The 12633-nt window shown below is 43.1% G+C and carries 10 protein-coding genes and 2 pseudogenes; all 12 read left to right on the top strand.

All coding sequences use genetic code 11. From position 1 onward, the window contains the following. A pseudogene (locus ACFIKH_RS08100) lies at positions 1-1088 on the top strand (phage portal protein); the annotation flags it as partial. Between the two features lie 11 nt (positions 1089-1099). Continuing rightward, on the top strand, positions 1100-2011 hold the full coding sequence (locus tag ACFIKH_RS08095; RefSeq protein WP_375671434.1) for a hypothetical protein: 912 nt from the start codon (positions 1100-1102) through the stop codon (positions 2009-2011). A 97-nt stretch (positions 2012-2108) separates the two neighbouring features. Next, positions 2109-3251 carry a N4-gp56 family major capsid protein gene (locus tag ACFIKH_RS08090; RefSeq protein WP_375671433.1) on the top strand — a complete coding sequence of 381 codons (1143 nt, stop codon included), beginning with the start codon at positions 2109-2111 and terminating at the stop codon, positions 3249-3251. A 19-nt stretch (positions 3252-3270) separates the two neighbouring features. Then, positions 3271-3729, top strand: a complete 459-nt coding sequence (locus ACFIKH_RS08085; RefSeq protein WP_375653732.1) for a hypothetical protein — start codon at positions 3271-3273, stop codon at positions 3727-3729. Between the two features lie 72 nt (positions 3730-3801). Next, the gene (locus ACFIKH_RS08080) at positions 3802-4500 is read left to right on the top strand and encodes a hypothetical protein (RefSeq protein ID WP_375648531.1); all 699 of its coding nucleotides are present in this window, start codon (positions 3802-3804) and stop codon (positions 4498-4500) included. Then, a complete protein-coding gene (locus tag ACFIKH_RS08075) occupies positions 4500-5957 on the top strand; it encodes a hypothetical protein (protein WP_375648530.1) in 1458 nt (485 codons plus the stop codon). Before ACFIKH_RS08080 ends, ACFIKH_RS08075 begins: the two co-directional genes overlap by 1 nt. A 41-nt stretch (positions 5958-5998) precedes the next feature. Next, positions 5999-6382 carry a hypothetical protein gene (locus ACFIKH_RS08070; protein WP_208434517.1) on the top strand — a complete coding sequence of 128 codons (384 nt, stop codon included), beginning with the start codon at positions 5999-6001 and terminating at the stop codon, positions 6380-6382. A 1-nt stretch (position 6383) separates the two neighbouring features. Next, entirely contained in the window at positions 6384-7439 is a 1056-nt protein-coding gene (locus tag ACFIKH_RS08065; protein WP_375671432.1) for a tail fiber domain-containing protein, read from the top strand. After that, positions 7439-9298 (top strand): hypothetical protein, encoded by a 1860-nt coding sequence (locus ACFIKH_RS08060; protein WP_375671431.1) that lies wholly within the window; start codon positions 7439-7441, stop codon positions 9296-9298. The genes ACFIKH_RS08065 and ACFIKH_RS08060 overlap by 1 nt, the downstream gene beginning before the upstream one ends. Beyond that, entirely contained in the window at positions 9291-11513 is a 2223-nt protein-coding gene (locus ACFIKH_RS08055) for a hypothetical protein (RefSeq protein WP_375648527.1), read from the top strand. Before ACFIKH_RS08060 ends, ACFIKH_RS08055 begins: the two co-directional genes overlap by 8 nt. Then, complete coding sequence (locus ACFIKH_RS08050) at positions 11513-12505, top strand: transglycosylase SLT domain-containing protein (protein ID WP_375648526.1); 993 nt, start codon at positions 11513-11515, stop codon at positions 12503-12505. Before ACFIKH_RS08055 ends, ACFIKH_RS08050 begins: the two co-directional genes overlap by 1 nt. Continuing rightward, positions 12498-12633 (top strand): annotated as a pseudogene (locus tag ACFIKH_RS08045) (phage tail protein); the annotation flags it as partial. The gene ACFIKH_RS08050 and the pseudogene ACFIKH_RS08045, both read left to right, overlap by 8 nt.

The following is a 12633-nucleotide window of genomic DNA, read 5'->3' as shown; positions in this document are numbered from 1 at the left end:
GGGAGTGTATCACGGGCACGCTGGATAAGCTTAAAAACCAGTTTTACGGGATTGTTCGCCCCGCAAAAGATCCACAAAAATGGTCGAATAAATATTTTAGTCAAGTGATGTATATCCTTAATAGCCAGTCTAAGGGCGGCTTGATGGCAGAGCGAGGTGCTTTTGATGATGAGCGCCAAGCGTTAGAAAGTTGGGCGCGAACGGATACCATTACGTGGTTAGAGAAGGGAGCACTTACGACTGGAAAAATTCAACCAAAGCCAAGTGCACAGTTCCCCGCTGGATTTTTCCAGCTGTTTAATGAATCGCGTGAGGCGATAACGCATGTAACAGGGTTATCGGCTGAGTTTATCGGAACACGGGAGGTCAACCAAGCCAATGTGTTGGAAAATACACGCCGGCAATCAACGCTTAATTTGCTTGCGGGGCTGTTTGATAATCTCAAGCTTTATCGGTGTAGGCAGGGAAAGATTATCCTTTATCTCATTCAGAATTATCTCTCTGATGGGCGTCTGGTACGTATTTCTGGACAAGAGAATGCCCAATATGTGCCGTTGACGCGTGAAGCTGTTACGACGCTTGAGTATGACATTATTGTTGATGATTCACCGACAAGCCCCAATGAAAAAGAGAAAACTTTTGCGGCAATTACGCAGATGTTGCCGTTGCTTGGTGGTTTCTTAACACCGGAGATGATTCCAGATCTTCTTAAGCTTTCCCCACTACCGGCAACATTGATAGCAAATTTAACGGCAAAAGCACAGCAGGCACAACAAGAACAACAGCAACAACAGATGATGCAACAAAGCCAAGGGGCGCAATTAACCCCAGAGCAGCAAGCAAAGATTGCTGTTTTACAGCAGGAAGCGCAAGCAAAGAGCACACTCTATCAACTTGATGCACAGCAGAAACAAGCGGCATTGCAGCAGAAAAATATTGAACTTTTCTTGAAGCAAGAACAAGCGCGGATGCAGCTTGAGTTGCAACAGGCAAAAAATGAGATAGCGCAGCGTGATTTAGAACGCAAAGCCCTACAGGCACAGTTGGAACACTATCGAGTTTTGACAAAAAATATAATAGCACATTGAAGGAACAGAATATGGAAGAAGAGTTTACGCCTGAAGAACAAGCAATCTATGATGAACATTTTGCCAGCGATAATGCTGTTGAGTTGGTCGAGCCTGAACAAGTTGAGGAAGTTTTTGATGCAGAGGAAAGTTCTGAACAGCCAGCTGTAGAACCACTTCAAGAGCAGCCAAATTCTGATGTAATAGAATCTGATAAACTAGAGCAAGAGCGGCAAGCACGCCAAAAGGCAGAACAAAGCGCCATTGAAGCGCGTGAATTGGCTATTGAACTTGCGCAAAAATATGCCGCAATGCAGGAAGAAATCACGCGCCGCCGTGAGGAAAATGTTCCCTCCCTAGAAGACGACCCAAAAGCACATTTTGCATGGCTTAGTCATAAGGTACAAGAACAACAGAAATTGCTTGATGAGTTTTCTCATATGAGAGAGAGCCAAGAGCGCATGAGTCAAGAGGAATATGAACGCCAAAAGTTGGGGGATTATTTTGAGGAAGCCAAAGCGCAGGTACAAGATAAATATCCAGATTTAGACAGTATCACGGACTATCTCTATGAAAGAGCAGACAGTGTCTTACAAGCGCAAGCAAGCCTTTATCCGCAATGGAAAGACCCAGAGGCACGGCAACAGCAAATTGGTGCTGAATTGCGCCAAATATGCCAGCAGTGTCAGAAAGCCGGTATAAATCCAATTGAGGTGCTGGTGCAAAAAGCAAAAGCTTTTGGCTATAGTGGCGCGCCCGTTAAGGACGAAGTGGGAGCTCTTCAAGAGCGCTCTCAAGCAGCGCGGACGCTTACAGCGCGCGGCGGGCAAGTTCCAACAGGCGGTATGGATGTGAGAACGCTCTTTTCCATGCCAGAAGCCGAATTTGCTGTATGGGTTGAGAAAAATCCCGAAAAATTTGAACAAATTATGAGCAGAGCGTGAGATGTGCGTGGTGACGCGACAGAGAGAACCAAGTGATTGTTATCGTTTGGGGGAGCCGCAAGGCGAGTTTTAAAAACCAAGAAAGGCATTGATTGAAATGGCAGTAACAGAAGTAAATCTTAATGACCCATTAGCCGTTGGCGTTTGGGCTAAGATGCTAAACACAGAAACTTCAAAAGCGTTGCCCATTGCACCGCTGATGGGAAAAGGCAAAAACAGCATTATTCAAGTATTGGATATGCTAGGAAAATCCGCTGGTGACTCTGTGACGAGCGGATTAAGAGTCCAACTTATGGGGGATGGCGTTAGCGAGGGACAAACGCTGGAAGGCAATGAAGAAGCACTCCAATTTATGAATGAAACGGTGCGCATTAACGAGCTTTCTCATGCTGTACGCGTAAAATATGAAGGCACCATTGATCAACAACGTGTTTTATTTAATTTACGAACAGAAGCAAAAGATGGGCTTGTTGATTGGTATGCAGATCGCTTAAGTTTGATGTTCTTCATTCAGGCAGCAGGCTATACAGCACCATGGATGCATTTTGAAGGACGCACCATAACCCTTAAACCCGTACATTATGGTTTTAATGCTCCATTAGAGCCAAGCAAATTGCGTATTATTCGTGCCAATAAGAAAAAGACTGATGAAGAACTTACAAAAGACGATGTTTTTACATTAGATCTTATAGATCGGGCTGTTGAACGCGCTAAACTTGCTAATCCACGTTTGCGCCCTGTTCGTGTTGATGGAAAATCGGCATATGTGATGTATCTCCACCCAACACAGGTGACCCAATTGCGTACCAATACAAAGAGTGGTCAATGGTTAGACATTACCAAGGCAGCTTATGATGGCTCTGGAGCTAAGAACCCAATTTTTAATGGTTCTTTAGGGATGTATAATGGAGTTATCTTACGTGAAGCTGAACATGTCCCCAATGGTATCAATTCAAAGACACAAGAGCCTGTTCCCTCTGTTCGCCGTGCTGTGTTGCTTGGTGCGCAAAGTGTTATCATGGCTTATGGGCGCGTTGGCAATGGAGCAACAGGAGGCGATGGGAAAGGGGGAACACGCTATAAACTCGTTGAAGAACTGTTTGATTATCAACGTGAATTTGGGGTTGCAGCTAAAACCATTATCGGCATGAAAAAGTCACGCTATACCTTGCCGCATTCTGATCAAGGGGGACAAGACTTTGGCACGATTGTTATCCCTTCTTTTGCTGAAGCAAGCTAATTATTAAAGGATGACAATTATGGCAGAAAAATCGCTAATTACACAGGAACCTGATGAACCTGTTGAACCCGTTGAGACTGTTGAGACTGTTGGCATGATAGATGAGGGATTGCCACCTGTTTTGCAAGGACGCAACAACTCTACGCAGCAGGTTAGTTTTTTACGGGCGCGTGTTAAATGTACAGACCAAGGGCTGATAACGAAAATTGGTGTTCTACCCCGTGGGGCTTTGATAAAAAGAATTCAAGTTTATACCATGGCGGATTTTGAAGATGTAAAAGTTATATTTGGAAAAGAACCTAATGGCAATGATTATGGAGAAACAAAGCTTTTGCAATCTTACACTGGCAATGTGCCCCTACCTATGGAGGAACGAAATGTTCCGCTAGAGGCTGAAAATACGATTTACATGACACGAGACAAGCAAAGCACCAAGGGTGATGCTGAGGTGATTGTTGAGTTTTACACCAATCGTTAAAGGCAAGGGGGCGTTTATTGCTTGCGCCCCCCTCCCACACAATATGCCCCAAGACATTTGGAAGAGGGTGATATGACAATAATAGTACAGACAGGTGGTCCGATTGGAGACAAACAGACCATTGCTCCTTGGGATAAAAATTTTATCCAGATGTTAAACGATATTCAGGATGAAATAGATGATCAAACAGATGAGTATGTTGATCAAGTGCAAAGGGCGATATTTTCGGCTATTCGCTTTTGTGAACGATTGCCTTTTTATTTCAATGAAAGCCGCGAAGTTGTTTTTACCACTCTAAAGGGCAAAAGCCGTTATGGCGCAGAGGAAAATCCAGTTATTCCGGCTGCTGTTCGCATTGTTGATGCTTACGTTTATGGAGATAATCACAGCAAAGCAAAGCTTTTGCAGGTAGATCCGCTTGTTATTGAGAATCTTGAGGATGATTGTAGCCATGGCATGCCTACACGATACAGTTATTTTGAACAAAAGCTTATTTTGTATCCAACACCAGAGCGCGTTTATTCTATCAGGCTTATTCTTGATCCTGTGAGAATAAAAGATATTGAGAGTGCACAAGAAGCGTCCATATGGTTTCGTGAAGCCTATGAACTGATCAAAACGCGTGCAAAATATGAAATTTATACGAATATTATTAAAGAACCACAGATGGCAGCGGCAGCTTTTGCCATGTTTCAAGAGCAACTCGATGCGCTTCAAATTGAAACATCACGGCGCAAGAATTTATTAAAAATTCAACACACGGATTTCTGATGACCTTTATCCCTATTGCTGAGTATAGACCAGATGTTGCATTTATTAATAGTGGTTATTCCAGTGAGATCGTGAACGTTTTACCTGCACCAAATTCGTATATTCCGTTTCCCATTGTGGCGCCGGTCTCAGATCCTTTTCCGGATGTGATTTTGGGGGTCTATGCTGTGCGCTCATTGGGTGGTGTGCGCATTATTGTGGGTGCACCAACAAAGCTTTATGAATATGACAACAGCACGCGCGGCTGGAAAGACATTAGCAAACCTCACACACACTATCACGCCAATGAGACCGCCCTTTGGTCTTTTGCCTCCTTTGGTGATCATATCATTGCTGTTAATAGCAATGACCCACCACAAATGCTTTCGTTGAAAACAGATGAAAGGTTTTGTGATTTGAGTGGTAATCCGCCGCGTGCTGGACTTGTGCGTGTGTGGGGTGATTTTGTTTGCTTGATGCAACTAACAGATAAGCCAAACCGTGTTCAGTGGTCCGGTTTGAATGATGCAACACATTGGACGGTTGGGGAGAAAAGTTGCGATTATCAAGATTTTCCTGATGGAGAATATGTTCAAGGGTCTACGGAATCAACAAATCCACTTATTTTTATGCGCTCCGCTATTTATCACGCAACTTTTGTACCAGGCTCTAAAATTATCTTCAGTTTTGCAAAAATAAAAGACAAAATAGGGGCTAAAAGCAGTATGGCAATTGCAAGCCGTGGAGACTGTACTTTCTTTGCATCTGATGATGGTTTTTATCAAATCAACAGTGCTGGTGAAATGCTCCCTATTGGCTTTGGAAAAGTCGATAAAACTATCTTCACACTTTACAATAACTTTGCCATTGATGAGATGAGGGCATGTATTGATCCGGTCTATTCTCGTGTTTATTTTTCTATCAATGATAACACTGAAGGGATGCATATTTATGTTTATGATTGGCTTTTGCAAATATGGAGTGTCATTAAGGGGCAAAACCTTCTCTTATTTCCCCTTTTTGCAGCCGGTTATACATTAGAAGGCTTAGACGAAGTACAAGAGAGCTTGAAAGATTTACCAGCTTCTCTTGATAGTAAAATGTGGCAAAATGGTGCGCCTGTTTTGGGAGCCTTTACGCCAGACAACACATTTGGTTTTTTTGCAGGTCCTCCGATGGAAGCAGTTATTGCTTCACAAATTGTGGGGGATACGGGCAGGCAAATCAACCTGATGAGTGAGGCTTTTGTTCAAGCGGATACAACAAAAGGTTTTTTAAGTGTTGGGGCGGCTTTTATCATTGATAACAAGAACCAATTAAATTGGGCTAAAGAGCGTTATGCCGGCTATAATATTGGGATGTATAATATCCGCTCACGGGCGCGTTATCACGCTTTGCGTCTGAGAATACCAGAAGGCACGCCATGGACGCATATAACAGGCTTTGATGTAACGCTCAAACCCGCAGGCATAAGATGAGTTTTAAGATCTATAATACAGAAAAATGGAGCGCTGAACAAATGGCGCCCTATTTTGAGAATGTCATAAAATCGATAGCTTACTTTAATCAAAAATTCCCTGATGATTATAATACAGAGACCATTTTAAACGATATTTTGAAGGGAGAAAAAGTTCTTTGGATTATCGTTGATGCGCATGAAAACTTTATGGCGCATGTCACAACACAGTTACAGGAACTCGTCACTGGAGCATTAAGGGCGGTTATTGTCACGCTTGGTGGAAAGGGAGGAGCGCCCTTAACAAAGCTTATCACTCAGATTGAAGCTTATTACAAGGAAAAAGGGGCAAAAGAGCTTGTCATCATAGGCAGGCGAGGGTGGGAAAAATCTCTTAAATCGCATGGATATCTCGTTAATCTTTTAGAATATAGAAAGCAGCTTTAATATGGGAAAAAGTTCTAAACCAATCCAGAATACCCAAAACACGACGCAAACAAATGAACCCCCTGCATGGGCAAAAGGTATTTTTGAACACGCAGCTCAAGATGCCATGACTTTTTATAACCAAGGCAGCGGAAAAGCCGTTTATGACGGGCAGCGAGTTGCGGGTTTAAGTGATCAAACAAAGAATGCGATTAATGGGCTTAGCAATAATACGCATAACTATGATAACAACACTTTAAATGGAATAGCCACAGGGCAAAATTCAACAAGCCAAAACTTAAAGAACATGGCTTCAGGGCAACAAATAGGCAATAACCCTTACTTTAATGAAGCACTTCAAAACACATTAAATAAGGCAACAAGCTCTATTAACAGTTCGCTAGCAGGAGCTGGGCGTTATGGTTCGGGTGCACATACTGGGGTTTTGGCTGATGAATTGGGGGGCATAGCAACACAAGCTCTATCACAGCAATATAACCAAGATGTCAACAACATGATGAATGCCAATGGTCTCATTGACCAAGCAAACCAAAATCAGTTGGCGGGTGCCAATAATTTCTTTCAAGGTCAAGGTCAGGCAAATCTCAATGCGTTGACGGGAGGGAGTGTACTTGATGCCAATCATCAACGGCAATTAGATGAAGAGCGGCAAAAATGGGAGCAGCAGAACAATCTTGATTGGGACCAGTTAAGTAAGTTGCTTACAGCTGGTGGGGCTGTTGCTGGAAATTATGGAACGCGCACAGGACAAATGACGACATTGACTCCACAGCCAAAACCTAATCCGTGGGAGATTGTTGGAAATGTTGGAACTATCCTTGGTACTTTTGCTGGGCTTAGTGATATCAGAGCAAAAGAAAACATCAGAGAAGCTGGGCAGAGAAATGGACACAAACTCTATGAATACAACTACAAGGGGCACTCAGAGCGCTATCGCGGGGTGATGGCACAGGATATTTTGAAGTCAAAGCCAGAAGCTGTTTTCTTGCATAAGGCGACAGGCTTTTTGCATGTGGATTATGGCAAGCTTGGCTTTGAGATGGAAAGGGTGCAGTGATGGAACAAGAAAACACAAATTCTCTTTTAAAGTTGTTTGATCCAAAATTTTTGCGTCCCTTGATGTATCAGGTCATACCTCAATTGCCAAAGCATTTGTTCGAACAGCTTTCTACGCCTCCAAGCACGCCGTTGGAAGGGCGATACAAGCCAAGTTTTTTAGAACGTGCTGCTTTTAGCACAAACCCTTTTGATGCGAGCAATGGGGATAATACTCCACAAAAATTGAGTCCTACAGAGCTTATTCGCGGTGCTCAAACAGGAGGAGGAGAAGCTGGAAAAAAAACGCCAGCAGAATTGATTATGTCTACGGATGATTTAAAGCGCCAAATGCCTCCATTGCCGGATGTTTCAAAGGATACTGTTAAGATACAAGAGGCGCCAGAGCAACAAAAGCATGACTTCTCAGAGCAGGGAGGTGTTGCATCAATGATCCCTCAATCTCCACTTGTTGGGAATATTGATCAGTCTAGTGGGGATGAAGCTGGGCGACAGCAAAAAAATGTGATGGATTATATTGCTCAACTTAATGAGAAATCTATAGCGGAAAACTCTTTGAAAAACAATTCTGGAAATGATGAGGAAAAGCTTTTTGAGGCACCCATAGGAGAAGAAAAACATTTGAATGCACACTTACCAGAAGAGGAACATTTAAAAGCAAGTGGTGATCTTGAACAAAAAACAGATTATATCAAGTCACTTGATAACTTTGTTCAGACAGGAGCAAATCCAAGTAGCTTATGGGAGCGTTTTAGAAAATCAGAATTTTCCGAGCATTTAATGGATTTTTTTGCAGGGCTTGCGTTAGGAAAGACACCACAAGAAAGTTTTTCAAATGCATCTATCCTTATGCGGCAGGGCAATAATGTACGTGCACAACATAAACAAACTTTGCAATTTTTACGCTCTAAAGGGTATAGCGATGAAGATGCGCAAGCACTCACGCAATATCCAGATCTTGCCATGAAAATCATAGGCAACACGTTAAGCCCTCAAGAAGGCTATAGAACATTGACATCAGAAGAAAAGGCAGAGCAGGGATTGCCTGAGGATATGACTTTCCAAGTCTCAACAAGCACGGGGAAAATTATACCTGTCCAAGGAGGACAGCGTTCCACTGCTTCTGGATTAGGGGGGAATACTGATGGCATGCTGTCAAAGCCTGAATCAGGTTATATGTATGTTAAGGACGAAAATGCACTTGGTGGCATACGTGCGGTGCCAATTGCAGGCAGTGGTTCAGAACATAAATTAATTCAAGAACAGAAGGAGGAGGAGCGTAAAAACCAACAAATGCAAATGCGAATTCTGGAAACAGCAGACAGGTCAAATCGTATACTCTCAGCATCTAAAGAATTGCTAAAAACTATTGAGGCACATCCGCATGTTGTTGGTTTCACGGGTTCTATAGGGTCGTTCCTTCCTAATTCTCAGGCAAAAGATTTCGGGCATATGCTCGATTCATTGAAGGCAAGTATCGGGCTTGATGCCTTGAGAAAAGCAAAAGCATTTTCACCAAATGGCGCATCTGGCTTTGGGAATTTGTCTAATATGGAATTGCAAGCATTGCAAAACTCTGTAGCGGCACTGTATCAAGATCTTTCTGCAGAGCAAATGAAGAAATCTTTAAAAACAGTTATTGACACTTTCAATAAATCCAATGCAGCAACGCGCGCAATTCTTTTTGGTGGTGCAGAAGCAACAAACGAGCTCGTTCGAGCCGCCTATGGGCAAGATGCTTATAAGGAAAATCATGCACAGTCAAATGATCCACTAGAAAAACAGATAGAAGCATTGCCGGAAGGCATGTTGTTCGTTGATAGAGATGGACGCATTAAGGAGAAACAAACCAATGGCTGAAGTAATCCCCCCTCTTATTAATCGTAAAAACACAAGAGTCATTGGGCATATAAGTGACTATACACCAGAACAGCTTCAAGAGCTTTTCGCGAAGAATAAGGAAAGGCTAAGTGGTTCTGTTACAGGAAATAGTGGTGCAACAGAAGAAGAAGGTCCACATCCAAGTGCAGCGGGTGCTTTTGGATGGGGTGCTCTTCATGGGTTAACCATGGGGTATGATGATGAAGCAGCAGGGTTGACATCAGCACTTTGGGAGGGGTTGTGGAATGGAACAGATAAGGCAGTCAAAAAATATAATGAAGTGACAAAGCGATGGCGTGACTATCAAAGAGCGGCGAACCGAGATCAGTTTTATCTATCTCTTGCGGGGAATTTAACGGGTGCTGCAATTCCTTTTCTAATACCAGGTCTTGGCGCTCCTGCTGCCGCTCGTGCGGCAATTGGGGCTGATGTTGTGCTGGGAGGAAGAGCTGGTGTTGCAGGAGCACAGATAACCAGTAAAGCTTTAGCAGCAGGAGAAAGGGCGGTGCAATCTGCTTTAGCAGAGGGTGCGGAACGGGCAGCGGCAAAAGCTGCAGGTGAAGCAGCAATGAAAGCAGTAGCAAGTAAAGAGGCGGCAAAATTTAGCTTGGGGCGTGCAGCAAAAACTGGAGCCATTTATGGTGGAATAGCAGGCAGTGGTGAGGGGGAAGGGCTTGCAGATACTCTAGTGTCTGCTGGGTTAGGTGCAGGGCTAGGCGTTGCAACACCATTTGCGGCACATTCTGCTTTAAAGGTTACACCTTTTGTTACAAAACCATTCAAAGTAGCGGCTTCTGGTGTTAAGAACACATCTGCGGCTCTCAAAAACACAGTTGGAAAATTGTTTGGTAAAACTGAACCAATAACACAAGGTGTAGAAAAAGAAGCATTTCAGATAAGCGATAGAGCGCTTAGGGATGTAAGCCAAACTTTAGGGGATGAAGGTGTTGATAAACTTGAAAGAGCATTAAAACAGCGAGGTCCTGATTCAATGATTATTGATCTTCATGATGAGCTTGCTAAAAGAGCTTTTAAGGCAGCAAAAAAAGACCATGATACTTATTCACTTGTGAGTAATCGTTTGAATGAAAGACAAGATGCGAGTGCACTGCGGGTAAAGGATGCGTTGACAGATGTGATGGGTCCAAAAGTAGATACGCTTGATTTAAAGCAAGAGATTATCAAACAAGCACAGAAAAAGGCTGAACCATTTTATGAGAGGGCGAAAGCTTCTCCTATTTCTAATGCTGTTCGTGAAGATTTATCGCGGTTGCAAGAAACTCCTGCCTTCCAAAAAGCCTATAAAAAAGCAATTGCGCAAATGCCAAATGAAGCGGATGCAACAGTTATAGGGAGCAATGGATATCCAAAACTGAATATGCGGATTTTACATAAGATGAAAGAGGTTTTTGATGATCAAATTAATTCTGCGCGCATCAAAGGAAAATGGGGATATGCTCGAGATTTGACTGATTTCAAACAACGCATTCTGGACGTTTTGGATACGTCCTCTCCAGATTATGCTAAAGCACGGAAAATTTATTATGACGAGCGTACTATCGGTGATGCCTTAGAGCAGGGAAAACAAGCGCTGAAGAAGAGCGTTAATCTCGATACAATCAACAGTCAACTTTCGGGTTTTGGGTTGATGGAAAAAGATGCGTTTCAAAAAGGGATGCGGTCACAAATAGAGGATGCAGCAGGCAATGCACAGAATTTTGAACACAGTCTTTTGAGTTTGTTTGACACGCAGAATGGTCAAGAAAAATTACGGCAGAGTTTTGGTGAGGACAAAGCCAAGCAACTTATGAAAGTGTTGCGACCAGAAGTGGAAAGAACAAAACTTTTTGCACGATTGCCAAACCATATGGGTGAAGTAGAAGAGAGGGGGGCACAACAGACTATGGGTATAGGAAAGATTGCTTTCATCAAGGCAGTTGTAAAAAATTTCGCAAGAGAATTTGGACGCAAATTCTCAAGCGTCCATAAAGATACTGAGAGAGATATTGCAGCGCTTATAACAGCGCGGGAAAAAGGGGAATTTGGGTTAGCAAGAGAAAAAGCTGTTGAACTAATTAAGACGTTTCATGAAGCAGAAAAGAAACGCTTAATAACACGAGAAAATTATACGAAATTCATTAATTTTGTTGGCATTATTTTGAATAGCAGCGTTGATAGAACGGTTATAAACTAATGATCAATTTTCATCCTAATGTGAAGCGTGCTATCTCACAGGCAGCACAAAAATATGGTTTGCCAGAAAGCTTTCTTGAACGTGTTGCTATGATAGAAAGTAATGGTAATCCAAATGCAAGAAATAAGAACAGCAGTGCAGGGGGGCTGTATCAATTTCTCGATTCAACAGCAAAACACTATCAACTCAATAACAAGTTTGATCCTTTTCAAGCAACCGATGCTATGGCACGGTTAACGAAGGATAATACCCGTTATTTAGTCACAGCATTAGGCAGAGAACCATCAGAAGCAGAGCTTTACCTCGCACACCAACAAGGACCAGCAGGGGCAGTAAAGCTTATCAAAAATCCACATATCCCAGCAAGCCAGCTTTTAGGTCGACAGGCAGTCACACTCAACGGTGGCAACATGGAAGCTACAGCAGGGGATTTTATGAATCATATTTATGGGCTTTACAATAAAACGGGAGATGCTTTGAAGAGAACGATACAGCAAAACCAAAGCAATGGACAAGCAGCACCAAACGAGGAGGGTCCTTTGTGTGGGTTTGAGAGGCTTCAAAAGACACTTCAAGGTAATCAGGTGGGTCAAGGTGATCAAGGGGGCAAGCAATTAATGGCATATGACACGCCATTCCCAAACAGAATGATGGCACCTGAAAGCAGAGATAATTTAACAGGACAGATTATGGAAACCACACCATTACAAGCACAAGGTATTGATGCAGGTGCTCTTAAAAAGGGCTTTTCCGGTTTGCTTCATTTAATGAGAGAGAATGGAGAACGACAAAAACAGCAGGCACAGATGGTACAGCAACAAATGTTGCAGCAACCAGTCATGGCGGGTTTCTCACAATCGACTGGGCGCCCGACAGATTTAACACCTCTCATTGATCCCTCTAGGCGGCAATCTGTTGGTTCCTATGGGCGGCAAAAAGAAGAGCAATTGCGCGAAGAGCTATTAAGAAGAACGGGGGCTTATCATGTCTGATATTTATGACTGGTCACTCACAGCTGATCAAAATGCCAATTCCGATAGTATCATTAATTGGGCAGAAGGGCAGCCGCCTAGTTCTGTTAATGATAGTGCGCGGGTCATGATGCAGCGTATACGTGAAT

It is taken from the genome of Bartonella sp. SD1336NMGDW, from assembly GCF_042193565.1.
Lineage (GTDB): Bacteria > Pseudomonadota > Alphaproteobacteria > Rhizobiales > Rhizobiaceae > Bartonella > Bartonella grahamii.
The sequence above is the reverse complement of the archived record's forward strand: the minus strand, read 5'-3'. Positions and strand labels throughout refer to the sequence as shown.

Bases quoted from the DNA above. Each gene is read 5' to 3' on its own strand.
- ACFIKH_RS08070 (WP_208434517.1), top strand. From the start codon at position 5,999: ATGGCGCCCTATTTTGAGAATGTCATAAAATCGATAGCTTACTTTAAT.
- ACFIKH_RS08050 (WP_375648526.1), top strand. From the start codon at position 11,513: ATGATCAATTTTCATCCTAATGTGAAGCGTGCTATCTCACAGGCAGCA.
- ACFIKH_RS08065 (WP_375671432.1), top strand. From the start codon at position 6,384: ATGGGAAAAAGTTCTAAACCAATCCAGAATACCCAAAACACGACGCAA.
- ACFIKH_RS08075 (WP_375648530.1), top strand. From the start codon at position 4,500: ATGACCTTTATCCCTATTGCTGAGTATAGACCAGATGTTGCATTTATT.
- ACFIKH_RS08095 (WP_375671434.1), top strand. From the start codon at position 1,100: ATGGAAGAAGAGTTTACGCCTGAAGAACAAGCAATCTATGATGAACAT.
- ACFIKH_RS08090 (WP_375671433.1), top strand. From the start codon at position 2,109: ATGGCAGTAACAGAAGTAAATCTTAATGACCCATTAGCCGTTGGCGTT.
- ACFIKH_RS08060 (WP_375671431.1), top strand. From the start codon at position 7,439: ATGGAACAAGAAAACACAAATTCTCTTTTAAAGTTGTTTGATCCAAAA.
- ACFIKH_RS08085 (WP_375653732.1), top strand. From the start codon at position 3,271: ATGGCAGAAAAATCGCTAATTACACAGGAACCTGATGAACCTGTTGAA.
- ACFIKH_RS08055 (WP_375648527.1), top strand. From the start codon at position 9,291: ATGGCTGAAGTAATCCCCCCTCTTATTAATCGTAAAAACACAAGAGTC.
- ACFIKH_RS08080 (WP_375648531.1), top strand. From the start codon at position 3,802: ATGACAATAATAGTACAGACAGGTGGTCCGATTGGAGACAAACAGACC.